The sequence below is a fragment of the Cupriavidus sp. 21MJTG02-4 genome, assembly GCF_057798975.1.
Genome location: NZ_JBYOJP010000006.1, coordinates 130,164 through 155,286 on the forward strand (window position 1 = coordinate 130,164; position 25,123 = coordinate 155,286).

20 protein-coding genes and 1 pseudogene are annotated in these 25,123 nt (G+C 66.9%); 13 read left to right on the top strand and 8 right to left on the bottom strand.

What is annotated here, in order from left to right; translation table 11 throughout:
• Positions 1 to 157: 157 nt before the first annotated feature.
• A complete protein-coding gene (locus AC3FKH_RS14320; RefSeq protein ID WP_488676481.1) occupies positions 158 to 349 on the bottom strand; it encodes a hypothetical protein in 192 nt (63 codons plus the stop codon).
• A gap of 148 nt (positions 350 to 497) precedes the next feature.
• Complete coding sequence (chrA, locus tag AC3FKH_RS14325) at positions 498 to 1,751, bottom strand: chromate efflux transporter (protein WP_488676483.1); 1,254 nt, start codon at positions 1,749 to 1,751, stop codon at positions 498 to 500.
• A gap of 229 nt (positions 1,752 to 1,980) precedes the next feature.
• Here chrA and AC3FKH_RS14330 point away from each other — a divergent pair, with 229 nt between their 5' ends.
• Positions 1,981 to 3,537 (top strand): methyl-accepting chemotaxis protein, encoded by a 1,557-nt coding sequence (locus AC3FKH_RS14330; RefSeq protein ID WP_488676485.1) that lies wholly within the window; start codon positions 1,981 to 1,983, stop codon positions 3,535 to 3,537.
• A gap of 167 nt (positions 3,538 to 3,704) precedes the next feature.
• Positions 3,705 to 3,956: a GlsB/YeaQ/YmgE family stress response membrane protein gene (locus AC3FKH_RS14335; RefSeq protein WP_483712954.1), complete on the top strand. Its 252-nt coding sequence runs from the start codon at positions 3,705 to 3,707 to the stop codon at positions 3,954 to 3,956.
• Here the strand turns inward: AC3FKH_RS14335 and AC3FKH_RS14340 are convergent.
• Positions 3,929 to 7,084 carry a transglycosylase domain-containing protein gene (locus AC3FKH_RS14340; RefSeq protein ID WP_488676488.1) on the bottom strand — a complete coding sequence of 1,052 codons (3,156 nt, stop codon included), beginning with the start codon at positions 7,082 to 7,084 and terminating at the stop codon, positions 3,929 to 3,931. The genes AC3FKH_RS14335 and AC3FKH_RS14340 overlap by 28 nt on opposite strands.
• Before the next feature lie 214 nt (positions 7,085 to 7,298).
• Positions 7,299 to 8,348, bottom strand: coding sequence for an aldo/keto reductase (locus tag AC3FKH_RS14345; protein ID WP_488676490.1), 1,050 nt, complete (start codon positions 8,346 to 8,348; stop codon positions 7,299 to 7,301).
• A gap of 630 nt (positions 8,349 to 8,978) precedes the next feature.
• Here AC3FKH_RS14345 and AC3FKH_RS14350 point away from each other — a divergent pair.
• The 4 genes from AC3FKH_RS14350 (at position 8,979) to AC3FKH_RS14365 (ending at position 15,258) form a co-directional block, all read left to right on the top strand.
• Positions 8,979 to 10,271, top strand: coding sequence for an HlyD family secretion protein (locus AC3FKH_RS14350; protein WP_488676787.1), 1,293 nt, complete (start codon positions 8,979 to 8,981; stop codon positions 10,269 to 10,271).
• A 161-nt stretch (positions 10,272 to 10,432) separates the two neighbouring features.
• On the top strand, positions 10,433 to 11,698 hold the full coding sequence (locus tag AC3FKH_RS14355; protein ID WP_488676788.1) for a hypothetical protein: 1,266 nt from the start codon (positions 10,433 to 10,435) through the stop codon (positions 11,696 to 11,698).
• Positions 11,699 to 11,700: 2 nt separating this feature from the next.
• Entirely contained in the window at positions 11,701 to 13,680 is a 1,980-nt protein-coding gene (locus AC3FKH_RS14360; RefSeq protein WP_488676492.1) for a glycosyltransferase, read from the top strand.
• Positions 13,681 to 13,695: 15 nt separating this feature from the next.
• A complete protein-coding gene (locus AC3FKH_RS14365) occupies positions 13,696 to 15,258 on the top strand; it encodes an efflux transporter outer membrane subunit (RefSeq protein WP_488676494.1) in 1,563 nt (520 codons plus the stop codon).
• 93 nt (positions 15,259 to 15,351) lie between these two features.
• Here the strand turns inward: AC3FKH_RS14365 and AC3FKH_RS14370 are convergent, their stop codons facing one another.
• Positions 15,352 to 15,594, bottom strand: coding sequence for a hypothetical protein (locus AC3FKH_RS14370; protein ID WP_488676496.1), 243 nt, complete (start codon positions 15,592 to 15,594; stop codon positions 15,352 to 15,354).
• A 387-nt stretch (positions 15,595 to 15,981) separates the two neighbouring features.
• Here AC3FKH_RS14370 and AC3FKH_RS14375 point away from each other — a divergent pair, with 387 nt between their 5' ends.
• On the top strand, positions 15,982 to 16,365 hold the full coding sequence (locus AC3FKH_RS14375) for a YybH family protein (protein ID WP_488676498.1): 384 nt from the start codon (positions 15,982 to 15,984) through the stop codon (positions 16,363 to 16,365).
• Between the two features lie 82 nt (positions 16,366 to 16,447).
• On the opposite strand, the gene AC3FKH_RS14380 is transcribed toward AC3FKH_RS14375, so the two are convergent.
• Positions 16,448 to 17,140 (bottom strand): intradiol ring-cleavage dioxygenase, encoded by a 693-nt coding sequence (locus AC3FKH_RS14380; protein WP_488676499.1) that lies wholly within the window; start codon positions 17,138 to 17,140, stop codon positions 16,448 to 16,450.
• A gap of 239 nt (positions 17,141 to 17,379) precedes the next feature.
• Here AC3FKH_RS14380 and AC3FKH_RS14385 point away from each other — a divergent pair.
• Positions 17,380 to 17,643: pseudogene (locus AC3FKH_RS14385) on the top strand (BrnT family toxin).
• On the top strand, positions 17,573 to 17,839 hold the full coding sequence (locus AC3FKH_RS14390; RefSeq protein ID WP_488676501.1) for a BrnA antitoxin family protein: 267 nt from the start codon (positions 17,573 to 17,575) through the stop codon (positions 17,837 to 17,839). The pseudogene AC3FKH_RS14385 and the gene AC3FKH_RS14390 overlap by 71 nt, the downstream one beginning before the upstream one ends.
• 30 nt (positions 17,840 to 17,869) lie before the next feature.
• On the opposite strand, the gene AC3FKH_RS14395 is transcribed toward AC3FKH_RS14390, so the two are convergent.
• Positions 17,870 to 19,840 (bottom strand): aconitase family protein, encoded by a 1,971-nt coding sequence (locus tag AC3FKH_RS14395; RefSeq protein WP_488676503.1) that lies wholly within the window; start codon positions 19,838 to 19,840, stop codon positions 17,870 to 17,872.
• 127 nt (positions 19,841 to 19,967) lie between these two features.
• Here AC3FKH_RS14395 and AC3FKH_RS14400 point away from each other — a divergent pair, with 127 nt between their 5' ends.
• The 4 genes from AC3FKH_RS14400 (at position 19,968) to AC3FKH_RS14415 (ending at position 23,100) form a co-directional block, all read left to right on the top strand.
• A complete protein-coding gene (locus AC3FKH_RS14400) occupies positions 19,968 to 20,879 on the top strand; it encodes a LysR family transcriptional regulator (RefSeq protein ID WP_488676504.1) in 912 nt (303 codons plus the stop codon).
• A gap of 114 nt (positions 20,880 to 20,993) precedes the next feature.
• The gene (locus tag AC3FKH_RS14405; RefSeq protein ID WP_488676505.1) at positions 20,994 to 21,986 is read left to right on the top strand and encodes a tripartite tricarboxylate transporter substrate binding protein; all 993 of its coding nucleotides are present in this window, start codon (positions 20,994 to 20,996) and stop codon (positions 21,984 to 21,986) included.
• 10 nt (positions 21,987 to 21,996) lie between these two features.
• Entirely contained in the window at positions 21,997 to 22,494 is a 498-nt protein-coding gene (rraA, locus tag AC3FKH_RS14410; protein ID WP_488676506.1) for a ribonuclease E activity regulator RraA, read from the top strand.
• A gap of 153 nt (positions 22,495 to 22,647) precedes the next feature.
• Complete coding sequence (locus AC3FKH_RS14415) at positions 22,648 to 23,100, top strand: PA2169 family four-helix-bundle protein (RefSeq protein ID WP_483712938.1); 453 nt, start codon at positions 22,648 to 22,650, stop codon at positions 23,098 to 23,100.
• 12 nt (positions 23,101 to 23,112) lie between these two features.
• Here the strand turns inward: AC3FKH_RS14415 and AC3FKH_RS14420 are convergent, their stop codons facing one another.
• The gene (locus AC3FKH_RS14420) at positions 23,113 to 24,777 is read right to left on the bottom strand and encodes an ABC-F family ATP-binding cassette domain-containing protein (protein WP_488676509.1); all 1,665 of its coding nucleotides are present in this window, start codon (positions 24,775 to 24,777) and stop codon (positions 23,113 to 23,115) included.
• Positions 24,778 to 25,123 lie beyond the last annotated feature (346 nt).

A 25,123-nucleotide genomic window follows, 5' to 3' on the forward strand; every position in this document is an offset into this window, starting at 1 on the left:
CTATGCGAAAAGCGAGATATCAGCCTTTCCGGAGTAGTGGGATGGGGCAAGCCGCAGGCCGCGCGCATGGGCTGCGTGCGCGCGGCTGGTCCGGTGGAAAGGGAATGGAATGTTCTGTGAGACAGCACCCGACAGCCTGCGCCGGGTGCCACATGGACTACGCAAAGTCTGCGTAGCGGTCCGGATCATCCGGCATCGTCCACTTGGTGAACTCCGCCGGCTGCGGTGCTTTCGGCGCGTGGTGCGCTTCGTCCTCCGCGAGCTGCGCAACCTGCGCGGCCAGCGTGGACTGGGGAACGTCGATGACCTCTTCGCCATCTTCCGACCAGCACCTGAGTTTGACCGACATGGCAACCTCCTTCAGGTGATTCCAGGCATGCTCGGGCCCAGGGAAACCCTGTAGCGCCAGGTTTTGACCCTAGGTCAGGTTGTTGACAATTCGCTGACAGGGATGGTTCCGACGAAATCGGCGACGTCGACGGCGCCCTATCCGGCACTCAGAGCCCGCTGGCCCAGCCCACAGCAGCGGCCACCGCCACCACGAGCCAGGGCGGGATGCGCCAGAATACGAGCGCCACCAGCGCCACCACGGCCAGCCCGAAATCAAGCGGCGCATGGACCGCGCTGGTCCACACCGGCTGGTACAGTGCGGCCAGCAGCAGGCCTGCCACGCCGGCGTTCACGCCACCAAGCGCAGCCTGCGCGCGCCGGTTGCGGCGCAGGCTTTCCCAGAACGGCAGCACGCCGATCACGAGCAGCACACCCGGCAGGAAGATGGCCACCAGGCACAGCAGCCCGCCGCCCCAGCCGGACGGCTCGATCTGCATGGCCGCGCCCAGGAATGCGGCGAACGTGAACAGCGGGCCGGGCATGGCCTGCACCACGCCGTAGCCGGCCAGGAACGCATCGCGGCCGACCCAGCCGGTCGGCACCACCGCGGCGTCAAGCAGCGGCAGCACGACATGGCCGCCGCCGAAGACCAGCGCGCCGGAGCGGAAGAACGCATCGAACATCTGCAGCCCGCCCGCGCCCGCTTGCCGCGCAAGCCATGGCAGGCCGGCCATCAGCACCGCAAAGAGCACCAGCGCGGCAAGGCCCGCGCGGTGGCTGACAGGCATCGGCAACGGGTCATGCGCCAGGTCCGCTTGCGGGCGCATCAGCACGAGGCCGGCGATCGCCGTGGCGGCAATGACGGCCACCTGTATCCACGGGCCCGGCACCGCCACGGCCAGGCACGCCGCCATCGCCATGATGGTGACGCGCAGCGTGTCCGGGCACAGGCTGCGCGCCATGCCCCAGAACGCCTGCGCCACCACCGCCACGGCCACCAGCTTGAGGCCGTGGAGCAATCCCGCCGGAACGGCCGCTCCCCACGCCGACAGTCCTCGCGCGAACAGGATCATGGCCACTGCCGACGGCAGCGTGAAGCCTGTCCATGCCGCCAGCGCCCCGGCATAGCCGGCACGCGACAACCCGAGCGCCACGCCGACCTGGCTGCTGGCCGGTCCGGGCAGGAACTGGCACAGGCCGACGAGATCGGCGTAGGCGCGCTCGCTCATCCAGCGCCTGCGCGCCACGAACTCGGCGCGGAAGTACGCCAGGTGCGCCACCGGTCCGCCGAACGAGGTCAGCCCCAGCCGCAGGAACACCAGGAACACCGACAGCGCACCGTGATGGTGCGTGTCGTCGTTGTGCTCGCTGCTGTCGACTGCATCGGGTTGCGTCATCGGGTTGCGTGGCGGCGCTGCCATGCTTTCTCCTTGCCGGAACGTTTGTGATCCGCCAGTTGCGGACCGACGCCGATTGTAGGCGACGCTCGCAGCCTTTGCCGTGACGACGTCTGCACTTCTTGCCGTGCAAATAGACCCTCCCCCTTCCATGGGTGGTTTTACCCCAATCAAGTTAGTAGGACGGCCGCCGATATCGCGGTGACGGACGGCAAAAAGTCCGACTCACCGAGCGTATGGAGGAAGCAAGGCAATGCTGCAAAACATGAGTCTGAGGAAAAAACTACTGCTGCCACTGGTGCTGAGCTGGGTCTGCCTGCTTGGCATCACGCTGTGGAATGCGTGGGAGATGCGTGCGCTGCGCCTTGAGGAGCGCCGCCTGGACCTGGCCCACGTGACCGACACCGCGGTGTCGGTCGTGGCCGAGTATGAAGCGCTGGCCCGGGCCGGCAAGTTGCCGGAGGAAGAGGCACAGCAGCAGGCGTTGGCGCGCGTGCGCGCCATGCGCTTTGGCGCCGATGGCTACTTCACGCTGATGCGCTCCGACACACAGGTGCTGATGCATCCATTCAAGACCGAGATGAACGGCAAGAAGATGGAGGACACCAAGGATGCCAACGGCACCTACCTGTTCCGCGACATGGCCGCGATTGGCAAGGGCGCCGGCAAGGGCTTCGTCGAGTATCTCTGGCCCAAGCCCGGCGCCGCGGAGCCGCAGGCCAAGCTCAGTTATGTGGCGAACTTCCGCCCATGGGACTGGATCTTCGTCGCCGGCTTCTACCTGGACGACATCCAGGCCGAGTTTCGCGTCGCGCTGTACAAGGCGCTGGGCCTGCTGCTCGGCGTGGGCGCGCTGATGACGGTGGTCATGCTGCGCGTGGCGGGCAGCCTGCAGAAGCAGCTCGGCGGCGAGCCCGCGCTCACGTCGCAGATTGCCGCGCGCATCGCCGAAGGCAACCTGGCTACCCACGTCGACGTGCGTCAGGGCGACGAACACAGCGTGCTGTTCGCCATGCAGCAGATGCAGTCTCGCCTGACCGGCGCGATCGGCAGCATCCGCGGCTCGGCGGACGCCATCGCCGGGGCGGCCAAGCAGATTGCCACCGGCAACTCCGACCTGTCGCGCCGCAGCGAGGAACAGGCGGCCTCGCTGCAGGAAACCGCGGCCAGCATGGAACAGCTCACCAGCACCGTGCGCCAGAGCGCCGACAATGCGCGCCAGGCCAGCCGGCTGGCCGAGGGCGCGTCGGAGATCGCGGTGCGCGGCGGCGGCATCGTCAGCCAGGTGGTGACGACCATGGGCGACATCAAGGACGCCTCGGGCAAGGTGGTCGACATCATTGCCGTGATCGAGGGCATCGCGTTCCAGACCAACATCCTGGCGCTGAACGCCGCGGTGGAAGCCGCGCGCGCCGGCGAACAGGGCCGCGGCTTCGCCGTGGTGGCCGGCGAGGTGCGCACGCTGGCGCAGCGCAGCGCCACGGCCGCCAAGGAAATCAAGGCGCTGATCGGCAACTCGGCGCAGCGCGTGGCAGACGGCGCCGTACTGGTGGAAGGCGCCGGCAAGGCCATGGACGAGATCGTCGAGGCGGTCAAGCGCGTCACCGACCTGATGGGCGAAATGCGGGCCGCGACCGAAGAGCAGACCGGCGGCATCGAACAGGTCAACCAGGCGGTGTCGCAGATGGACCAGATGGCGCAGCAGAATGCCGCGCTGGTCGAAGAAGCCGCGGCGGCGGCAGCGTCGCTGGAAGACCAGGCCGCCGCCCTGCACCACGCGGTGAGCCAGTTCAGGCTGGCGGGCGGCTGAACGGCCGAGGCCCCGCAACAGCGCGGACATGCTGCCCGCCTTGGCCGCGTCTATTATGGATCGCAGCGGGCGCCGCTAATGGACCCGGTTCGGACCCGGTTCGGACCCGGTCCGGACCAGGTTTGGACCAGCGCCGCCCCGATCCCTTCCACAAGCCGGAGCAGATCATGATGGCATTCCTTGGCACCGTGTTCGTTGGCCTGATCGTGGGACTGATTGCACGGGCCATCAAGCCTGGCGACGACAAGATGGGCTGGATCATGACGATCCTGCTGGGCATCCTGGGTTCGGTGGTGGCCGGCTTCATCGGCCGCTCGCTGGGCTGGTACCAGCCAGGGCAGCCGGCCGGCTGGATCGCGTCGGTGATCGGCGCGATCATCCTGCTCGTGCTTTATGGCATGGTGCGCCGCAGAGGCTGATCGACCTTCACGAGGTCCGCCGAGGCGGTGGCGCCTTCGGGCGCCGGCGCCTGGGCCTCGGTCCGCGGCAGGCGCATCTCCTGCGACCAGTCGCGGCAACGCAGCAGCGCCTGGTCACCGCCCGGTGCGGCCATGGACGCCACCTGCGGCGCCAGGTAGCGCAGCACCCGCACCGCCAGCGCGCTGGTGAAGCTGTAGCGCGCGGCATAGGGCTCCTTCACGTTCAGGGTCACGGTGCCGAAGAAGCGCTCGCCGAGCGTGAAGACGAAGGTGGCCGAACGATTGACCGAGCGCGACGAGATCAGCCGCCCGCCGGGACCATAGGTCTGGAAGCGCTGGTCGCCCGTACCGGTCTTGCCGGCGATGGGAATCGGCGCGCCGCCCTTGCCCGGTGCCACGAAGGCGCCGGCAATCGACTTGGCCGTGCCGCGTTCGACCACGTCCAGCATCGAACGCCGCACCAGCGCCGTAATCTCCGGCGCCAGCAGCCTCTTGCCCGGCTCGGGCTGCAGCACGAAGCGGCTCTGGTACGGGGTATTGGCGGCAAAGTCCAGGCTGCGCACGGTCGCCGTCTGCGTGGCCATGCCGCCGCTCAGGATGATGCCGGCCAGTTCCGCGAGCGCGGCCGGGCGGTCGCCGGATGCGCCGATCGCGGTGGCGTAGGAAGGCGTGAGCGCGTCGAACGGATAGCCCAGCCGCTGCCAGCGCTTGGCGATGCGCTGGAAGGCCTCCTGCTCCAGCAGCGTGCGGATGCGGTTGTCCTGCCCGTACTTGCTGTGCGAGCGGAACAGCCAGCGGTACACGTACTGGCGCTGGTCCTTGCTGGCGTCCAGGATCTGCGACAGCGTGGCGTCCGGGTTCTTGCCCATGTACTCGACCATCCACAGTTCGAGCGGATGGACGCGCGACAGGTAGCCGCGGTCATTGAGGTTGAACTTGTCGTGGCCGTACTTGCTGTACAGCGCCGACAGGTCTTCGCCGGCGAGCTGCCTGGCCGTCATGTGCGCGCGCATGATGCGCTCGAAGTTTTCCTCGTCGAGATCCGGACGCGCGCTGAGCAGCGTCACGGACATGCGCACCGCCGTATAGTGCGGCGTACTGACGCGCACGCGGCTCAGCAACGTGGCCAGGCGCTGGTCGGCGTCCTTGCCGCGGTAGCGCTGGTAGAAGTTCGTCATGTAGGCGCTGCCTTCCTGGTCGGCAAAGCGCTCCAGGTAGACGCGCCGCTCTGGCGAGTTGCGGTCTTCGAAGATGTCGCTCATGTCCACCTTGCCGTGGAACAGCTCATAGCGCACGATGTCGCGCATCATGCGGATGAAGACCAGGTTGACCGAGTGCTGGAAGCCCACGCGCACGGTCATGATGCGCTCGCCTTCCCAGCGCTCGAAGTTGGTGAAGCTCTGCAAGCCGCCGCCGGTGTAGAAGCCTTCGCCGGCGCTGCCCGAATACTTGCGTTCCATGGCGGCGTCCAGCATGGCCGCCAGCGTGCGGTCCTGCGGCGCGCGCGCCTTGGACAGGTAGTCGATCGCCCAGCGGCTGAGCGCGTCCGGCTTCGCCACTTTTACGCCGGCCAGCTCTTCCTTGCTCATGCCAACATAGCGCGCATGCAGCTCGCTCAGTATCTCCAGGTAGGTCACCAGCGTACGCAGCTTGGCCGTGGAACCCAGGTTGAGCCGGGCGCCGCTATTGATGTCGAACGGCTGGTCGATATTGTCGGCCTGCACGCGCACCACGCTGGCGTTGCCGACCCGCTCGAACAGCGTGAAGCTTGCCATCAGCTTGGACGGATCGTCCTGGTCGCGCAGCAGGTTGTGGCCGTACAGCCCCATGGCGCGCGCGACGTTCTTGTCGCTCATGCGCAGCAGCGTATCGGTGACGACACGCTGCGCCTCGCGGTTGATGGTGCTGTCGGCGGTCAGGTCCAGGCGGTCCATGTCGTAGCGGCTGTCCACGCCGGTCAGGCGCCCGATGTCGGCGCGCACGCGGTTGACCGCCTTGCGCGTGACAAATGGCTCGCGCTCCGGCCTGGCCGGTGGCGCGGCCTTGTCCAGCGGCTGCCGCAGCGCCGCGTCGCGCAGTTCGGGCGTGATGATGCCGTTGGCCGCCAGCAGCCGCAGGTAGCTGCCGGTGAGCGCGTCGAGGTTGGTATCGTCGCGCCGCAGGTGATAGGACGGCCGGCGCTGCGAGATGATCAGCGACAGCGCGCGCTTGTACGCCTGCGCCTGGCGGTCGGTCGGCGCGCGCGGATCCATCTGCTTCATCAGGCGGTTGGCTTCGCCGAAGTCCTCGCCGTACCAGACCCACAGCGCATCGCCGATGCCGTTGACTTCACCGAAGCGGACCCGCGCCGACAGCGGCACGGTATTGAGGTAGTCCATCACGATGCGTTCGCGCGCACGCTGCGTGTCGGGGCCGTCCATGTAGGCGCGCAGCGACGCAGAGGCCATCTGCCGGAATTTCTCCGGGATGGACTGGGTCCGGCCTTCGGGCGAGTGCCGGTATTTTTCGATCTGCGTGGCGAGCGTACTGCCGCCCGGCGAATCATGCGAATGGTCGGCCAGCCGGATCGCGCGGTCGATCACCGCGCGCGACAGCCGCTTCCAGTCCAGCGCCGGATTCATGCTCGGGTACTCGGGATTGAGCAGGCCCTGGTTCTCGACGTACAGCAGCGAGTTCACCAGCACCGGCGGGACCGCGGCGAAATCGTCGTACTGGCGCTGCGGATAGCGCTCGAACGCCAGCGTCATGCCGTTGCAGTCGCGCAGCACCAGGCCGGCCTGGTTCTTTTCACGGTAAGGGGGAAAGATGCCCTGGTCCATCAGCCGGACCATTTCGGGCGACATGCGTGCCTGTTCGGCGGGCACGTAGCCGCGCGCGCCCAGGCGCTTGGCAAACAGCGGCAGCCGGCCATAGCCCATGCGGTCGTCGTACGGTCCGGAATGCGGGAAGCGGATGCTGTCGCTGGCCCCGGGCTGGACGTCGAACGTCAGTTCGCTGGCAAAGCGGCCAAGGTAGCGCGCCTGCCATTGCGAATTGCGCACTTCATTCGAAACAAGGCTGAACACGACATACCCGCCCCCACAGAGGGCGACTGCCAAGCCAGCGAAGATCCAGCCACGTCGTGCCACGTTTTGGCCATCCCGTTCTTCTACCGGCACTCTCGGCGCGGTCTTCACGCCGGTCCCGAGTGCAAGGGCAGCGGGTCTCCTATCGCGGAACCCGCTCTAACTGAATATTAGTAGGAACGGGCGCGCAGCGCTGTAGGAGCAAGACGCTTTGCGCGACTGTTGCCACAGAACATCGCCAGCCCCGGGCCACGCATCGTCCACTTGATCGCTGGTGTCAGGCGGATGGCGCTTCGGCGACGCTTACCGGCCGGCCCGAGAACGGGTAGTTCGGATCGTTGTAGCCATGCGTCGAGGCATGTCCGCGCGGAACGAGACCATCCACCAGGCTCTCTTCTTCCGGCGAAATGGTCACGTTCAGCGCGCCGAAATAATCTTCGAACTGCGCCAGCGTGCGCGGCCCCGCGATCACGGACGAAATAATGGGATTGGCCAGCACCCACGCCGTGGCGAACTGTCCCGCCGTGAGGCCGCGCGCCTCGGCATGCTTCTTGAGCAATTGCGCGATCAGCAACGATTCCTCGCGGAACTCGGTCTCCATCATGCGGCGGTCGGCGCGGCCCGCGCGCGTGCCGGTGCCAGGCGCCTGGCCCGGCAGGTACTTGCCGGTCAGCACGCCGCGCGCAATCGGACTGTACGGCACCACACCCAGGCCGAAGTGTTCGCACGCCGGCAGGATTTCCACTTCCGGCATGCGGTTGAGCAGGTTGTAGTAGGGCTGGCAGGCCACCGGTCGCGGCACGCCGAACTGGTCGCACAGCCGGGCGATCTCCGCAATGCGCCAGCCGCGGAAGTTCGACACGGCCCAGTAGCGGATCTTGCCGGCACGCACGAGGTCGCCCATGGCGCGCACGGCTTCCTCCAGGTTTTCTTCCGCGTAGTCGCGATGCAGGTACAGGATGTCGAGATAGTCCGTCGCCAGGCGGCGCAGGCTCTCCTCGACTTCGCGCAGGATCCACACGCGCGAATAGTGCGAATGGTTGGGACCCGGCTGCATGGGGTTGCCGAGTTTGGAGGCTAGCACCCAGTCGTGCCGGGTGTCTGTCAGCAAGCGTCCTACCATCTGCTCGGATGCGCCCTTGCTGTAGACGTCCGCGGTGTCGATGAAATTCACGCCGTGCTCGCGCGCGCTGCCGATGATGCGCGCGGCTTCGGCTTCATCGGTCTGGTCGGCGAACATCATGGTGCCCAGGCACAGTGCGGAGACCTTGAGGTTGCTGGCGCCAAGGCGGCGGTAGGGCATGTCGGGCGTGGCAATGGCAGGCATGGAGAATTCCCTGTGGGGTGGATCGGGTGGATCGATGTCCGGATTGGCGAGATTCGCGGCAGTGTGCCGGCCTTGCATTTTGCCGTGATTGCGTGAATCGCGCAGGCGGGCGATATGAAATCCCCATCGCCTCCGCGCAGCCGATGTTCACCATAAATCGAGCCGGCGATTTGCGCCGTGATAAGTGGTGTGACATGCGGCCCTTACACATTCTTACAGCAGTGATGCGGCAACTTGCATAGCCTTGAAACGCTCCGGGCAGCAACGTCGCGCTGCAACAGTCCCGGGGATCAATGGCGTTCGCGCCTCGCTCTTCCTGCTCGCACGATTCACTGCGGTGTTCATTGTGGTGATGACGCGGGCAACTCCAGGACCGGCTGGCCCGGTCCGATACGCAGGTCCGTTCCGTGCCGAGACAGGCTCCGGGACGCGGTGCATAAAAAAATGTGTTGGGGGATGACGACTGCGCTTGCGCGCCAGCCTGCGGGCCACGTGCGCCGACAGCGCTCGCCCATGCTGCCCGGTGCCTGCCGAGGCGGCGCGGACCAGCTTTATTTGCCAGAGGAAACCATGGACAAGAAGCCCGAGAAGCCGGACCCGAAAAATACCAGGCACTTGTTGCCGACGAAGATGCCGCAGTCGCGTCTGTCCCGGCAGGAAGAAGCGCTGGTGCGCCGACGAAGCCGCGAAATCAGCCTGCGTCCGCTGTGGCAGATCGCCCCGCGCCTGGCCAGCTACGGGATGGTCGCCTTCATCATCTGGATCATCCTGTCGGTGATGTTTCCACCGGTGTTCAACCGGTCTTCGGAACGCGCCGTCGTCAACAGCCCCGTGAATCTTGTGACCACGCCCGTCGAAGGCGTCATCACGCGCCAGACGGTCGCGGTGGGCGGCACGTTTGCAGCCGGACAGCCGCTCATGACGCTGCAGAACTCCAACCTCGACCGCGCGCTGCTGACGGAGCTGACCGGCAAGCAGCTCGACAACCAGACGCGCCTGGAAGCCGCCAGGGCCAAGCTCGCTTCGGACCAGGCCCGTCTCGCATCGACGGGCCAGGACATCCAGCGCTATCAGTCGGCGGCGCAGCGCGAACACTCGGCGCGCGTCAAGGGCATCGAAGCGAAGCTGGCCGTCGCGCGCCAGCAGATCGACCAGCAGGAAGACGTGGTCAACCGCAACCAGGCCATGCAATGGGCCGGCGCGGTCAGCGAGGCCTACACCAATGCGTCGCGTAACCAGCTGACCGTGCTGTCGGGCCAGCGTGATGCCATCCAGGCGGAACTGGACAGCGCGCGCGGCAGCAGCGAAGCCGCACGCAGCAAGGTCTACATGAGCAGCGCGGACGGTGCCGTCGGTGCGCTCGTGCAGCGCCAGGATGAACTGCGCGCCAGCATCGCGCAGCTGCAGTCCGAGATCACGCAGCTGCAGGAGTACGGCGCGTCCGTCGACAAGATGGTCGGCACCGAACAGGAACGGCTGGAGCGCGTGTCCAACCTGGAGATCAAGGCCTATACCGGCGGCGTGGTCGAAGACGTGCTGGCGCCCCCGGGCACGCGTGTCGCCGCGGGCGCCACGCTCATGCGCACCACCACCTGCAGCCAGCCGCGCGTGGTTGCGGTGTTCCCGCGCAGCCTGAGCAAGGACCTGCTGCCGGGCGCCCGCGTCACGGTGAAGGTGGATGGTGTCGCCAGGCCCGTACCGGGCTCGGTGGCCGAAGTCCTGCCGCGCGCGCCGGACGGCGACCAGGCCCGCTATTTCGTGCCGTTCCCGCCGATCGAGAAGAACGAGGTGTACCTGATCGCCCGCCTCGACAAGCCGCTGCCGGACCTGCCCGCGACCGGCACGCACCAGACCGACCGGTGCGCACTGGGGCACTGGGCCAAGGTCAGCCTGGACCGCTCCTGGCTGCGCAGCCTGATCTGATCCGATCAACCCAGGGTGGAACGAGCGCCCGCAGGATGGAGATCACCGTGCAGCGTTATCCGATTCCACGCTTGCCTGCGCGCAGACCGCCGCATCGTGGCCCGCGCCACGTGCGGCGCCTGGCAGCGGCGCTGGTGGCTTGCTCCGCATTGGGCACGGCCATGGCAGCGCCTCCGAATGCTTCCGATCCGTCATCGCGCGAGCAGCTGCTGCGCGACGGCTGCAAGGCGCTGAGCGCGCGCGTGGCCGCCATACCGGGCAAGGGGCCGGCGATGGTCGGCAGCTATGAACCCGCACCGGGCGGCGAGCCGCTGCCACCGCCGCTGCAGCAATCCGCCTTCGTCTACGACAACGCGCTCGCAGGCGTCGCGCTGATTGCGTGCGGCCAGCCTGACGCCGCGCGCCGCATCGCCGACGGCGTGGTGGCGGGCGTCACGCGCGACCGGCATTACCACGACGGCCGCGTGCGCAATGCCTATCGCGCCGGCGCCGTGCCGGATGGGCCCGTGCCGATGCCCGGCTGGTGGGACGCCCCCAGCCAGCGCTGGTTCGAGGATGCCTACCAGGTCGGCACCGCCACCGGCAATGTCGCGTGGGCGGCGCTGCTGCTGCTGGCCACCTACGAAGCCACGCATGAGCGCCGCTACCTCGACACCGCGGCGACGCTGATGACCTGGATCGACAAGCAGACCTTCGGCAGCGAAAGCCCGGCCGGCTATATCGGCGGCTTCTTCGGCCACGAGCCGACGCCGCGGCGCCAGGGCTGGAAATCGACCGAGCACAATGTCGACGCCTATGCCGCGTTCCGCTGGCTCGCGCTGCGCACCAGCGACCCGCGCTGGGACGCCGCCGCGCAGCGCGCGCGCCGCTTCGTCGATGCAATGTGGCAGCCGGGCGACGGCCGCTTCGTGATCGGCACGCGCGACGACGGGCGCGCGCTCAACAGCGAGCCGTCGGCACTCGATGCATCGCTGTGGCCGCTGATCGCGGTGCCCGAGTCGGCGGCGTCATGGCGGCGCGCGCTGGACTGGGCCCGCGCGCACCACACGGTGGGCGGCGGCTATGGCTTCAAGGCGCGGCCCGACGGCGTGTGGACCGAGGGCACGGGCCAGGCCGCGCTGGTGCTGCGCGCCAGCGGCCGCGACGGCGAGACCCGCGCGCTGTGGCCGCTGCTGCTGGCGCAGCGCGCGCCGTCCGGCATGCTGTTCGCCACGCCGCAAGCCCGCATCAGCACGGGCCTGTCGATCGGTCCGGATTCGACCACCGAAGACTTCTACTACTTCCACCTGCCACACCTGGGCGCGACGGCCTGGGCCGTGCTGGCGGCCGCGGGCTGGAATCCGTTCCAGCCTGGTGGCGCCTGCCCGGCCTGCAAGACCGGCACGGCACAGGCGCAGGCTTCACCCGACGACATCCGCAGGGAGTGACGATGTTCGCCTACTTTCTTGAAAACCGCATGCTGGTGGAGATCAACGCCGGCGCCTTCCTGATCGCGGTGCTGTGCCTGCGCGGCGACCGCCACCGCGCCGCCGACCGGTGGCTGTTCGGCGCCGCGGCGGCGGTCCTGCTGATCGTGTACTACTTCTGGCGCTTCTCGCAGACGCTGCCCGACTGGCGCATGGATTTCCCGAGCCTGTGGGCCTATGTGTTCTTCGGCTTCGAGACCATGACGATCGCCTATACGCTGATCTCCATCGTCACGCTGACCCGCACCTCGGACCACAGTGCCGACGCCGATGCCGGCGAGGCCGCGCTGCGGCGCAACCGGCGCGCGCCCGCGGTGGACATTTTCATCGCCACCTACAACGAGGGCCTGGACGTCCTGGAAAAGACCATCGTCTCGGCGCAGGCGATCGACTACCCGAACTTCCGCGTCTGGGTGCTCGACGATACGCGGCGCGACTGGCTGAAGGACTACTGCGAGCGCGTCGGCGTCAACTACGTGACGCGACCCGACAACGCCCACGCCAAGGCCGGCAACCTCAACAACGGCCTGCAGCACAGCTCGGCGCAGCCGGACGGGGGCGCGCCGTTCATCATGGTGCTGGACGCGGACTTCGCGCCCAACCGCAATATCCTGCTGCGCACGGTCGGCCTGTTCAAGGACCCGGAGGTCGGCGTCGTGCAGACCCCGCAGTTCTACTACAACGCCGACCCGATCCAGTACAACCTGCGCTCGACCGAATGCTGGGTCGACGAGCAGCGTGCCTTCTTCGACATCATGCAGCCGGCCAAGGACGCGTGGGGCACGGCGTTCTGCATCGGCACCTCGTTCGTGGTGCGGCGTGAAGCGCTGGAGGCCATCGGCGGATTCCCGACCGGCACCGTCACGGAAGACATCCACCTGACCTACCGGCTCATGCCGCACGGCTACGTCACGCGCTGGCTCAACGAGCGGCTGAGCGTGGGCCTGTCCGCCGAAGGCCTGCCCGAATACATCAGCCAGCGCAGCCGCTGGGGCCTGGGCACGATCCAGGTGGCGCTGACCGCCGACGGGCCGCTGCGCGGTCGCGGCTACACGGGCTTGCAGCGCCTGCATTACATCCACGGGCTGCTGCACTGGCTCAGCCGTCCGTTCACGCTGATGCTGCTGGCCGGGCCGCTGCTGTACTGGTACCTGAATGTCCCCACGCTCTATGGCGATCCGCTGCAGTTCCTGGCCTACGGCGTGCCGGCCTTGTTGATGTACTGGGCCTACAGCATCTGGGTGACCGGTTCGCGCGCGATGCCGATCTTCACGGAGGTCACGCAAATCGTCGCCGCGGTCGCGGTCACTGCGACCCTGGCCAGTGCGGTGATCAAACCCTTCGGGCGGCCCTTCAAGGTCACCAACAAGGGGCTCGACCGCTCGAAGGTGGTCGTGCACGGCAAGTTCGCCGTGCTGTATGGCGCGCTGTTCGTGCTGGCCGGCATGGGACTGGCACGCGCCGTGGCCGCCGATGCCGACGCGCAGGGCGTGGCGTTCAACATCACGTGGACCATCGTATCGATGGTGCTCTACCTGGCGTCGCTGCTGGTCTGCTTCGAGCTGCCGCGCCCGCGCAAGGAAGAGCGCTTTCCGTACCAGGCGCGGGCCCTGCTTCGGCTGCACGGCACCGATGGCACGGCACGCGAGTTCGTCGGCGTCACGCGGGATCTTTCCTGCAACGGCGCGGCGCTGCTGTGCCCGCACGCGGGAAGCGCAACGGACGGTGCAGAAGGTGCGTTCTGGCTGGCGCCATTGGGCTGGGTGCCCTGCCGCGTCGCGCGCACGCGCAAGGGGCTGATCGGCATAGCGCTGCGGCCCGACATGGCCGCACGGCACCGGCTGATCCGCCTGCTGTTCAGCGAGCCCCCCCACAACATCGCCTACCAGGGCAGCCCGCGCGTCGCCATCGCGCAATTGCTGCGCCGCGCCTTTGCCGGTTGACCACGGATGAACTCTATGAAATCACGACAGATGCGGACCTTCTTTCCCTTGCGGCGTATTGCGGCGGCCGCGGTACCCCTTGCCCTGGCGGCCTGCACGCTGGAGCCGACCTATCAGCGGCCCGACCAGCCGGTGCCCAATGCCTGGCCGACGGGTCCGGCCTACGTCCAGGGCACGGGCGCGCAAGGTGGGCAGGCAGGCAAGACGCTCGCCGAAACGCAGACGCCCGCGGCCAGCCTCGGCTGGGAAGATTTCTTCACCGATCCGCGCCTGCGCCGGCTGATCGAACTGTCGCTGGCGAATAATCGCGACCTGCGCATGGCGACCCTGGCCATCGACCAGGCGCGCGCGCAGTACCGGATCCAGCGCGCCGCGCAGTTCCCGTCGATCAACGCCAGTGCCAACATGGTCGCCACGCGCGTGCCCGGCGCGTTGGTGGGGGGCGGACAGTCATCGGTGATCCATGCCTACACCGCCGGCGTTGGCTTCAATGCCTTCGAACTCGATGTATTCGGCCGCGTGCGCAGCCTCAAGCACGAGGCGCTGGAGCAGTACCTGGCGGTGCAGGAAGTGCGCCGCAGCGCGCAGATCAGCCTGGTGGCGGAAGTCGCCAGCGCCTACCTGACGCTGCAGGCCGACAAGGAGTTGCTGAAGATCTCGCAGGAGACGCTGGACGTGCAGCAGTCGGCCGTGCAGATGGTCGAGCGCAGCAAGCGTGCCGGCGGCATGGCGCAGATCGACATGCACCGCGCGCAGACGCAGCTGGAAACGGCACGCGTGGGCGTGGAGCAGTACACACGCCAGGTCGCGCAGGACGAGAACGCCCTGGCGGTGCTGGTCGGCACGCAATTGCCGGCAGACCTGCCGCCGCCGCAGCCGTTCGAGAACACCTCGTTCGTCGCCGAGTTGCCGGCCGGTTTGCCGTCGGCGCTGCTCGAACAAAGGCCCGACATCATGGCTGCCGAGCACCGGCTGAAGGGGGCCAATGCCGATATCGGCGCGGCCCGCGCGGCCTTCTTCCCGAGCATTTCGCTGACCGCGGCGATCGGCGTGGCCAGCACCGCGCTGGCGGGGCTGTTCTCGAGCGGCATGGCGTGGGCGTTCGCACCGGCCATCACCATGCCGATCTTCAATGGCGGGGCCAACCAGGCCAGGCTCGACGCGTCCAAGGTGCAGAAGGACATCAACGTCGCCGCCTACGAGAAGACGATCCAGCAGGCCTTCCGCGAAGTGGCTGACGGACTTGCCGCGCGCGGGACCTATGATCGCGAAGCCGCCGCGCAGGAAACGCTCGCGCGCGAGATCGGCGAGACGCGGCGCCTGTCGGAAATGCGGTTCCGCAATGGCGTGGATGACTACTTCCCGGTGTTCGACGCGCAGCGCCAGCTTTATTCGGCGCAGCAGTCGCTGGTCACCATCCGGCTGGCGCGGCTGACCAGTCGTGTCGATCTGTACAAGGCCCTCGGCGGTGGCTGGTCGCAGCGCACGGCAACGGCGCAAGCAGCGCCCGCGCAATCGGCAAAGCCGGCTTCCGCGGCCGCCGGCACGACGGCCAGTGCGGGCACCGCTTCGCGTTAGCCAGCACGGTCAGGGGCGATCACGCAAAACGGGCACCGGCGACAATTGCCGGTGCCCGTTTTGCAGACACTCTGTTCTCTACCCCACGCGATCTCAATAGCGCGGCGAAGTCGACGAGGTGCCGCCAGAGGTGGCGCCACTGGATGTAGCCCCGCCCGATGTGGAACGCGGGGCGGTGCCGTACCCTGAGCGGCCGGTATTGTCCGAGACGGAGCCCGAACCCGTCACCGTGCCCGTACCGGCGCCAGACCCTGAAGCCGTGCCGGTTGCGCTGCAGCCCGCCAGCGAGCCAAGGGTGGTCGCCACCATCATGCAGATCAGTATCTTCTTGCTCATGCTTTCCTCCATCTGAGCCGTTGGCGATCGGCACCGCAGGCCAGCCTTCAGCCGGGCCTGCTCTCCAAGCCGGTCCTGCTTGGCACAGGCAACTGCCATACCAACGCAGGAAGGCCGGCCTATGTGCACTGTCTTACCTTTTCCAGGTCAGGCTATGCTCGGGCAAGAAACGTAATTACTGCTTTCAATGTAGAAAATGCATCATCTGGCGACACCCCTCACTGTAAAAGCGCAGAGAGGCGATCTTCGGTACCGGGAGATTGGTATGTCTGTTGCATCGGAATCAAGGCCGCTTCCGCGGCGATACGGCATGAGCAACGCGACGCGGCCGCCGCATGCACTACTATGCCCAACTGAATCGGGTACGAAAGAACCAGCGAGGCAACCATGAATTCCGCAGACGACGAACGCGCCATCCGTGAACTGGTGCAGAACTGGTTCTCCGCCAGCCAGCGCGGCGATACCGACACGGTGTTGAGCCTGATGACCGACGACGTCGTCTTCATGGTTCCTGGACAGGAGCCCTTCGGCAAGGCCGCTTTTGCGCAGGCGGCGGCGGGGATGAAGTCGGTGCAGATGCACGGCCGCTATGACATCCAGGAAGTGCAAGTGATGGGGGATTGGGCTTACCTGCGGAATTTCATCGAGCTGACGGTGACGCCGCCCGGTGGTCAGGCCGTGCACCGCTCGGGCTATACGCTCACGGTGCTGCGCAGGGAGGCAGATGGCGATTGGCGGCTTTGCCGGGATGCCAATTTGCTTGGGGGGTGAGATTTGGTGGGGCGCTGGTAATGAGTGGCTCGTCGTGCTTGGCATGCGCGGCTGTTTCGCCGGCGTAGCCGCCGGGCATGCACTAACGGCGCTGGCCCGGTGTACGTGCAATCCCCACAACAAACTCCCCGTCCAGCCCTTCCGCCGCATTGCTTACTCGCACCAGCGGCGGCGCGCTGCCCGCAATCGGATCCTGCGCGTTCACCCGCGTCGGCGCCCCGCGCGCGCGGTACGCCGGATGGCTGCCCAGCACTTCGCGATTGAGCGCATCGCTGAAGTAGAGCTGGCTGGTCAGCACTTCGGCATTTCCCATCAGCACCTTGAAATGGATGTGCACGGCGCGTGGCCGGTACCAGCCGGGATAGATTGTGACGAAGTTGGCTGCGCCATCCGCGCCGGTCGGTTGCACCCCGCGCAGGAAACGCGTGGCATCGCGTGGTCCCTCTTCTCCGCTGTAACTGCCTTGAGCATCGCAATGCCAGATGCTGACCAGCGCGCCCGGGACTGCGGCACAGCCACGGTCCGCGTCGACAAGGAGCAGCCGCAGGCGCAGCGGCTGGCCAGGACGGCCATCGCGGATGTCACTGCGCACCTGCGCATCGCCAAGATAAAACGGGCCTTCCGTCGCAGCAGGAGTCAGCAGGCACGCGGCCGGCGCGCCCTGCGCCGCGCCGGCTGCAGGTGTCACGCTTGCCATGGCAGTCAGGCCCCCAAGCTCGCGAAGGAAATGGCGGCGGGTGGTCATCACGGGACGGTCGGGAGGCGATGTGCTCATGTGAAGTTCCCCTCGGACATGCTCACACCAGTCTATGCGCCCGGAGACTCAGACTGAAGCCCCTGTGGGGCGCGGATACAGGGCCTTACGCTCCGACAGGGCCAGGCCTTGAGGATCACAAGTCCTGCAGTGCCTGGAATTCGTTGCACCACGTAATTTATGTAGCTACAATAAATAGCCTGCGCACCCTCTACGAGCCTGGCAAGGAGGTGGCCAACAAGATCAAGCACGGTGTATCGCTGGCGTTGGCTGTTGCAATCGGCTGGGCTGCTGTCTGGTGTGCGCCGGATGACCGCCGGGACTACGGGGAGTTGCGCGAAATTGGCTATGCGGCCATCAGTTGACGTCTGTACTGCGTGGTATTCACGCAGCGCGGCAACATAGTCCGGGTAATCAGCCTGCGCAAGGCAAACAACCGCGAGATCGAACGCTATGAGCAAGCTACTTCGAAACACCCCTCAGGAAGAGACAGCGATTGCGCGTGGAATCGCAGCCGACACTGACACCTTCGTCCCCAGCGACGAGCAGTTCGGGCAGATGAAGCCACGGCGTGGCCGCCCCAGGCTGGAGGTGCGCAAGGAACTCGTCAGCGTGCGCTACGACGTGGAGGTCCTGGAAGCGTTCCGCGCCATGGGCGACGGATGGCAGACCCGCATGAACGACGCCCTGCGCGATTGGCTGCGCACCCATCAGCCATAACCGATGGCCGGCGATGCGCAGCGGTCAGCGTCAGCGCGCGGAATGACGCCGTTGAAGCTCTTCAAATGAAACCAGCTCACCCGCGATCGCGCTCGCCGCGACCGTGGGCGGACTGGCCAGCCACACCTGCCCCGGGCCCGAGCGGCCCGGGAAATTCCGGTTGATCGAACTGACCGTGACCTGGTCCGCGCTGGTGGACGAGCCCGGGCCGCAATTGGCGCACGCGCCGCACGATGGCTGCAGGATGCGCGCGCCCACCGCATCGAACGCCGCCAGGTACCCGTTGCGCTGGCAATAGTCCCGCACATCCGTCGTGCCGAACTGCAGGTACAGCGTCACGTGCGCGGGAATCTTCAGGCCGCGCCCGGCCGCCCACGCGAAGACGGCGTGATACTGGTCGAAGTCCTCGCGCTTGCCCGCGGTGCATGAGCCGCCGTACGCGATATCCACACGCACCTGACAATCGAGATCCGCGAGCGGCAATCCGTTGCCCGGGTCGCCGGGCCGAGCCACCATTGGCGCGAGCGCGCTGCAATCCACCTCCAGCGTTGCGGCATAGACGGCGCCGTCGTCGCTGCACATCCACGACTCCAGCACGAAATCGATGCCGCGCCGCTCGCGCAGGAAGCGCACGGTCTCCGCATCCGGCGCGACGATTCCTGTAAAGCCGCCCAGTTCGGCACACATATTGGTGAGCGTGGCGCGCTCGTCCACGCTCATGGCGCTGACCACCGGCCCCGTGAACTCGAACACCTTGCCGACGCCCGCTCCTGCCCGGATGGCCGGCTGCGCTAGCAGGTGCAGCACCACGTCCTTCGCCGTGACGCCAGGCGGCAAGGGACCATGCAAGTCGACGCGGATGGATTCGGGCAGCGTCATGCGCACCGCGCCCGTGACGAATGCGTTGGCCATGTCCGTGGTACCGACCCCGAAGGCCACGCAGCCGAGCGCGCCGCTGTGCGGCGTGTGGGAATCCGTACCGACGACAACCTGCCCCGGCAGCGCGTACCGCTCCGTCATCATCGCGTGGGAAATCCCGGCCACGTTGCTGCCGTCATCGCTGCCAAGCTCGTCTTCGGACAGCGTGCGGTGGAACCGCAGGCCATGGTCGCGCACGAAATCGCGCTGCGCATGCCGCATCTGCACCACGTTCTCGACCAGCCCGTTGCGCACATGTGCGGGACTCTCGCCAACATAGGAGGTGTGATCCTCGAACACGACGATATGGTCGGCCTGCTTGAGGGGGACCGGCTTGCCGAAGGTGTCATGCAGCATGTGCGCGCACATGCCCGTGTAGTACTCGTGGATGAAGCGCCAGTGGGCCTGCACGAAGATGCCATCACCCGGTTCCGGCGTGGCGGGCGTCACCGGCGTGGCCAGCAGGTTGCGGCGCACGATCTTCTCGAACAGCGTTTGCGCACGCGTGCTTTCGGCCTGCCCCGCCGGTGCGACGCTGCTCAGGTACTTCTGGCCGAAGCGCAGCAGGCCGCCTTGGCGGAGGATCGACGCGGCGAGCGGGTCCCGTCCCGCGACGAGTTCGTCGGCCGTGACAGGCTGCCCCGCTTCGATCCGGTCGATCAGGCTGAAATCCGTGGAGGTGTAGAGCCCGATGTTGTCCGCGTTCTGCCGGTAGATGCGTTCGAAGCTTTTCGCGACCACCAGCCGGATGCCCGCAAGCTTTTCCGCTGCCGGGCTATGTTCGCGCGAGGAGCCCTTGCCGTACCGGCTACCCGCGACCGCTACCGAGAATCGCCCGTTGCGCACCGCATCCGGCGCGAACGGCAGGCTGCCGCCGGCCTTGTAGCCGGTGTAGGGATACCGGCCCAGCGCGTCGTCATAGTGCGTCAGGATCGGCACCGGCGTGATCTCGTCGGTCGAGACATCGTCGCGCAGCGGACCGGCGGTCTCGAGCGTCATCGCGTGGCCTTCCAGCTGCTGCGCCATGATGGCCGGCGATTCGGCCAGGTACAGGACGCGGCACGGGGGCTCGATGACGTTCATGGGGGTCTCCTTTGGGCGATGCATGGACTTTACGTGGCCCCGCGCCGGAATACGAAGCCCTGATGTAGCATGGCCGCTATCGTCTGACGAGATATCCGGGTGTTCGCACACCCGCTCCGCCCACGCCATGCAGCGCATCGACCCCGTCAACATTCAACTCTTCCTGGCTGCCGCGCGCGAAGGCTCGATCAAGCGTGCCGCCGAGACCGAACACATCGCACAGTCGGCGCTGAGCCGCCGTATCGCGGAACTGGAGCGCAGCCTCGGCGTTGTGCTGTTCGTGCGCTCGCCGTCCGGGGTGGTGCTCACGGATGCCGGCTCGCGCGCCCTGGAACTGGGGCGCAAGCTGAACGAGGATATCGAGGCGTTTGCGCGCGAGGTCCAGGACCTGGGCGACCGGATTGCGGGCGTCGTGCGGCTGTCGGCCAGTCCGTCCGCCATCGTCGGGTTCCTGCCGGAGCGCCTGCACGCCTTCAAGCTGGCGCATCCGCTGGTGGAGATCGCGCTGTACGAGCGGTCGACAGCCGAGAGCCTGCGCGCCTGCATGGACGACCGCGTCGATATCGGCATCGGCGTGGCGGCCAAGGCGCCGGCGGGGCTCGAGTCCTGGGACTTTGCCAGCGATCCGCTCAATGTCGTGGTGCCCGCGCAGCACCCGCTGGCCAGGCGGCGGCACCTGCGCTACGCGGAGGTGCTCGACCATCCGCTGGTCGTCGTGCAGCAGGGCGGCGCGCTGGACCAGGAACTGCGCGAGCAGGCCGCAAACTTGCGCCTGCCGCTGCGGCAAAGCGTGGCGGTATCGAGCTTCGAGGCGGGATGCCGGATGATCGAGGCCGGGCTGGGCATCGCGGTGCTTCCCACCAGTGCCAGTGCGGCCTATGCGGGGGCGCGCCGGTTCGCACGCATCCCGCTGAACGAGTCATGGAGCCATCGGCGGCTGCTGGTCTATGCGCCGGTCAAGCACCCGCGGCTGCGCGCCATCTCCGCGTTGATCGAGGCGCTGCGGCAATCCGGCGACACCCGGGCTATGCCGGATTGAGATAGCCGATCCAGCGGATTAGCACTCTTTTTGCCGCCATGGGCGGCACTACACTCCGTCCGACACAGGGCCTCGCCGGCATTGGCGATGCCGCACAACAGACGGAGACATGGAATGCCAATCTCATTGCCCCGGCAGGCGCGACGCGCGCTTGCCGCGCTCACCGCCTTTGCACTGGTCGCTGCCCCCGCCGTTTCCGCGCAGGCCCAGTCCCCTGACGGCAAGCCGGTGCGCCTGATCGTGCCGACCCAGGCGGGTTCCCAGGCCGATGCCGTCGCGCGGGCCATGAGCCAGTCCCTTTCCCGCAACCTCGGGCACCCGGTGGTCGTGGAGAACCTGCCAGGCGCCGGCGGCGTACCCGGCACGCAGCAGATTGTCCGCGCGCCCAGGGATGGCTCGACGTTGGGGCTGATCTCCTCGAACCACGTGATCAATCCGTTCATCTACAAGAGCATGCCGTACGATGCCCTGAAGGACATCACGCCGATTGCGGTGATCGGCACACTGCCGCTGGTCCTGGTCGTGAATCCGTCCGTGCACGCGAATACGACGAAGGAGCTGGTTGCCTTGCTCAAGGCAAAGCCGGGCGAATTCAACTACGGTTCGTCGGGTAACGGCACGGTTCTGCATCTGGCGGGGCAACTGTTCGCGAGCGAAGCCAAGGTCAATATCAGCCACGTGCCGTACAAGGGTGCCGGCAACTACACTACCGATCTCATCGGCGGCCAGGTGCAGATCGGGTTCCTGACCGTGCAGACCGTGCTGCCGCTGATCAAGGCAGGCAAGCTGAAGGCCATAGCCGTGTCGACCACGCAGCGCGTGCCGGCCTTGCCGGATGTGCCGACGCTGGCGGAATCCGGGATCCCGCAATACAACTTCGATGCCTGGCTGGCGATCGTCGGGCCGGCCGGCATGTCGCCGCAGAACGTCGCCAGTCTTCAGGCGAAAATCCGGGCAACGCTGCAGGAGCGCAGCATGCAGGACTTGCTGGCCCAGCAGGGCGTGCTGGTCTCGACGTCAGGCCCGGACACGGCCGTTCCGTTCTTCAGGAGCGAACTCGACAAGCATGCCCGCATCGTCAGGCAGGCGGGCGCCACGCTGAACTGAGCGCTGGCCCATGTCCGATACCATCACCGCCTTCACGAGCGATCTGGCGGATCGCTTTCCTGACCGCGTCCAGGGGTTTTCGAATCCCTTCACGCACTACGGTGGACGCAGGGCCTTCCACGGCGCGATCGAAACCTTGCGATGCCACGAAGATGCCGGCCCGATCCGTTCTTGCCTGGCGCAACCCGGCCGAGGCAGGGTGCTGGTCGTCGATGCCGGCGGCTCCCTGCGCGTTGCCGTGCTTGGCGACAAGATGGCCACGCTGGGTCTTCACAATGGCTGGGCCGGCGTCATCGTGATCGGAGCAATCCGCGACTGCGAGGCACTGGGCCGGATGGATTTTGGCGTGCTGGCGTCGGCAACGGTGCCGGTCCGTGGAAGCCTGGACGGCACAGGCGAACGCGGGGTGGAACTGGCTATCGCGGGTATCGCGATCCGCCCTGGCTGCCATGTCTATGCCGACGCGGATGGCATCCTGATTTCCAGCGATGCGTTGCCGCATGGCTGAAGTGTTTCTGCGCTGGCAGCACTGGGCTGCCCCACTTCTATACTGAGCTTACGAGCGTGCGAGACGCCCGCGTGAGCCGGTACCACCACACGCGCGGCGACAATGTACGCGTCGACTCACATTTTTCCCCGGGATTCCGGCAAGGAGAATGTCATGGACAACCATCAAGGACAACTCGTCTCTACGCTGAACCACCTCATCGAAGTCGGCAAGGACGGCGAACTCAGTTGCATGACCGGTGCCAAGGAAGTGGACAACGCCGAGATGCGCGGCATCCTGGCGGGCACCGCAGAAACCTGCCGCCACTCCGTGACCGAATTGCAGGCCCTGGTAAGCGCCCTGGGCGCCGTGCCGCGCGACCGCGGCACCATGACAGGCACGATGCATCGCGCCTGGATGGGCGTGATGCACATCATCGCCCCGCACAACGATGACGCGGTGCTGCAGCTGTGCGAACGCGAAGAGGAAGCCGCCACGCGCGAGTACCGCTCGGCGCTGATGAAGGACATGCCCGAGGAAATCCGCTCGGTGGTCCTGCGCCAGTACGAGGGCATGCAGAAGCATCACGAACGCATCCACGCCATGCGTGGCATGCAGATTCACTGACGCGCGCAGCGGCTACGCCGCGGCCGCCTCTTCGCGCAGGCGGCGGGCTTCGTCGCGCAGGAACTGCTGGTAATCGTCCAGATCGCCGTCGAAGGGCTCGACGCCGCCCTTGGTGACCAGCCAGAACTCGTCGCACACCGCGCGCAGCAGCGCGCGGTCGTGGCTGACCAGCATCACGGTGCCTTCGAATTCGTTGAGCGCCATGCCCAGCGCTTCGCGTGTCGACAGGTCGAGGTGGTTGGTCGGCTCGTCGAGCAGCAGCAGGTTGGGGCGCTGCCACACGATCATGCACAACACCAGCCGCGCCTTTTCGCCGCCGCTCATCGTGCCAACCGCCTGGTGAACCATGTCACCCGTGAAGTTGAAGGTGCCGAGGAAGGTGCGAAGGGATTGCTCGGTGCCACTCTGGCCGGGCGCGCGCAAATGCGGCGGCGTGTCCTTGGCCAGGCGGATCATGTGTTCCATCGGCGTGTCGAGCGGGCGCAGCACGTCGAGTTCCTGCTGGGCGAAGTAGCCGATGTTCAGGCCCTTGCCTTCGCTGATCTCGCCGGCGATCGGCGCCAGCGCGTGCGCCACCGTCTTCACCAGCGTGGACTTGCCCTGGCCGTTGGCACCCAGGATGCCGATGCGCTGCCCCGCCATCACGGAACGGTTGATGCCCCGCACGATGACCGTGGGCGGCGTGCCCGGCAGTGCGCCGGTCGGCGCCGGGTAGCCGAAGGTCGCGTCCAGCATCGACAACAGCGGGTTCGGGACATTGAGCGGCTCCTTGAACTCGAAGTTGAACTCGGCGTCGGCAAGCACCGGTGCAATCTTCTCCATGCGTTCAAGCGCCTTGACGCGGCTCTGCGCCTGCTTCGCCTTCGAGGCCTTGGCCTTGAATCGGTCGATGAATTTCTGCAGGTGGGCGATCTTGTCCGCCTGCTTTGCCATCGCGGCCTGCTGCAGGACGAGCTGTTCGGCGCGCATGTCTTCGAACTTGCTGTAGTTGCCGCCATAGCGCACGAGCTTGGCGTTGTCGACGTGCACCGTCACCTGCGTCACCGCGTCGAGGAATTCGCGGTCGTGGCTGATCACTACCATGGTTCCCTGGTAGCGCTTGAGCCACGCCTCCAGCCAGACCAGCGCGTCGAGGTCGAGGTGATTGGTCGGTTCGTCCAGCAGCAGCAGGTCGGACGGGCACATGAGCGCGCGCGCCAGTTGCAGCCGCATGCGCCAGCCGCCGGAGAAGCTGTTGACCGGCTGGTCAAGCTGCGCGGCGCTGAAGCCAAGGCCCAGGATCAGCGCCTGGGCACGTGCGGGGGCATCGTGTGCGCCGGCATCGTGCAGGGCCATGTAGGCGTGCGCCATGCGCATGCCGTCGTCGCTGGCCTCGGCGGCGGCGACTTCGGCCTGTGCGGCCAGCAGCACGGTGTCGCCTTCGACGACGAAGTCGGTCGCGCTCTGTTCGGTCTCCGGCATGTCCTGCGCGACCTGGCCCATCCTCCATGCCGCGGGAATCGAGAACTCGCCGCTGTCTTCGTGCAGCGTGCCGTTGAGCAGGCCGAAGAAAGACGACTTGCCGGCGCCATTGCGGCCGACCAGACCGATCTTTTCACCGGGGTTGAAGGTGGCCGACGCGCGGTCGAGCACGACATTGACGCCACGGCGCAGCGTGACATTACGGACGGAAATCATAGGGAGCGGCTTCAGGGAGGATTGGCATGATAGCCGAGTGGGCGTGCGGAGCCGTCTCTTTCTGGCGCTGCGGGCATTGGATGCCGCTGTTTTTCCCGGCGTAGCCGGCGGTGAAGAAGTGGAAGCACCAGCATCTGCGCCGTTGATGCCCCCCGACCAACCGACTACTGAGCCGCGCAGCAGCCGAAGGCGATGATGCGATAACGCGGGCAGTGTCGAGCCACGGACAGGTTCGGGGCTGGTTCAATCATTGTGGGAGAGCCTGCATACGGACGCGCTCCACGCGGCAGGCAGCGGGGCAGACTCTGAAGCGAATACCCGTACGAAATTCTTCGCACGCTACGAT

Bases quoted from the DNA above. Each gene is read 5' to 3' on its own strand.
- AC3FKH_RS14330 (WP_488676485.1), top strand. From the start codon at position 1,981: ATGCTGCAAAACATGAGTCTGAGGAAAAAACTACTGCTGCCACTGGTG.
- AC3FKH_RS14395 (WP_488676503.1), bottom strand. From the start codon at position 19,840: ATGAACGTCATCGAGCCCCCGTGCCGCGTCCTGTACCTGGCCGAATCG.
- rraA (WP_488676506.1), top strand. From the start codon at position 21,997: ATGTCCGATACCATCACCGCCTTCACGAGCGATCTGGCGGATCGCTTT.
- AC3FKH_RS14350 (WP_488676787.1), top strand. From the start codon at position 8,979: ATGCCGCAGTCGCGTCTGTCCCGGCAGGAAGAAGCGCTGGTGCGCCGA.
- AC3FKH_RS14380 (WP_488676499.1), bottom strand. From the start codon at position 17,140: ATGAGCACATCGCCTCCCGACCGTCCCGTGATGACCACCCGCCGCCAT.
- AC3FKH_RS14415 (WP_483712938.1), top strand. From the start codon at position 22,648: ATGGACAACCATCAAGGACAACTCGTCTCTACGCTGAACCACCTCATC.
- chrA (WP_488676483.1), bottom strand. From the start codon at position 1,751: ATGGCAGCGCCGCCACGCAACCCGATGACGCAACCCGATGCAGTCGAC.
- AC3FKH_RS14375 (WP_488676498.1), top strand. From the start codon at position 15,982: ATGAATTCCGCAGACGACGAACGCGCCATCCGTGAACTGGTGCAGAAC.
- AC3FKH_RS14405 (WP_488676505.1), top strand. From the start codon at position 20,994: ATGCCAATCTCATTGCCCCGGCAGGCGCGACGCGCGCTTGCCGCGCTC.
- AC3FKH_RS14360 (WP_488676492.1), top strand. From the start codon at position 11,701: ATGTTCGCCTACTTTCTTGAAAACCGCATGCTGGTGGAGATCAACGCC.
- AC3FKH_RS14365 (WP_488676494.1), top strand. From the start codon at position 13,696: ATGAAATCACGACAGATGCGGACCTTCTTTCCCTTGCGGCGTATTGCG.
- AC3FKH_RS14420 (WP_488676509.1), bottom strand. From the start codon at position 24,777: ATGATTTCCGTCCGTAATGTCACGCTGCGCCGTGGCGTCAATGTCGTG.
- AC3FKH_RS14320 (WP_488676481.1), bottom strand. From the start codon at position 349: ATGTCGGTCAAACTCAGGTGCTGGTCGGAAGATGGCGAAGAGGTCATC.
- AC3FKH_RS14390 (WP_488676501.1), top strand. From the start codon at position 17,573: ATGAGCAAGCTACTTCGAAACACCCCTCAGGAAGAGACAGCGATTGCG.
- AC3FKH_RS14345 (WP_488676490.1), bottom strand. From the start codon at position 8,348: ATGCCTGCCATTGCCACGCCCGACATGCCCTACCGCCGCCTTGGCGCC.
- AC3FKH_RS14400 (WP_488676504.1), top strand. From the start codon at position 19,968: ATGCAGCGCATCGACCCCGTCAACATTCAACTCTTCCTGGCTGCCGCG.
- AC3FKH_RS14355 (WP_488676788.1), top strand. From the start codon at position 10,433: ATGGCAGCGCCTCCGAATGCTTCCGATCCGTCATCGCGCGAGCAGCTG.
- AC3FKH_RS14335 (WP_483712954.1), top strand. From the start codon at position 3,705: ATGATGGCATTCCTTGGCACCGTGTTCGTTGGCCTGATCGTGGGACTG.
- AC3FKH_RS14370 (WP_488676496.1), bottom strand. From the start codon at position 15,594: ATGAGCAAGAAGATACTGATCTGCATGATGGTGGCGACCACCCTTGGC.